The organism is Pseudoalteromonas sp. SR41-7, assembly GCF_014163935.1.
Classification (GTDB): Bacteria; Pseudomonadota; Gammaproteobacteria; order Enterobacterales; family Alteromonadaceae; genus Pseudoalteromonas; species Pseudoalteromonas distincta.
Window position 1 is genome coordinate 1 of the sequence record NZ_JACJEF010000055.1, and the last position, 294, is coordinate 294.

Below are 294 nucleotides of genomic sequence, written 5' to 3' on the forward strand. Positions count from 1 at the left end.
AAACGAGTCTAAAAATTCAGTTGTCCTAGTGACACATTTATGTGTCCCCATCGTCTAGAGGCCTAGGACACCGCCCTTTCACGGCGGTAACAGGGGTTCGAATCCCCTTGGGGACGCCACTTACTTATTTTTAATAGGGAAGTGTAGTGTTATTAAGAAAGCTCGTCTGAAACGAGTCTAAAAATTCAGTTGTCCTAGTGACACATTTATGTGTCCCCATCGTCTAGAGGCCTAGGACACCGCCCTTTCACGGCGGTAACAGGGGTTCGAATCCCCTTGGGGACGCCACTTACT

At 48.3% G+C, this 294-nt stretch carries 2 tRNA genes; both read left to right on the forward strand.

What is annotated here, in order from left to right:
- Nucleotides 1-43 precede the first annotated feature (43 nt).
- Nucleotides 44-119: transfer RNA gene (locus H5092_RS20485), tRNA-Glu, on the forward strand.
- Nucleotides 120-212: 93 nt separating this feature from the next.
- A tRNA-Glu gene (locus tag H5092_RS20490) sits at nt 213-288 on the forward strand.
- The last annotated feature ends 6 nt before the right edge of the window (nt 289-294 follow it).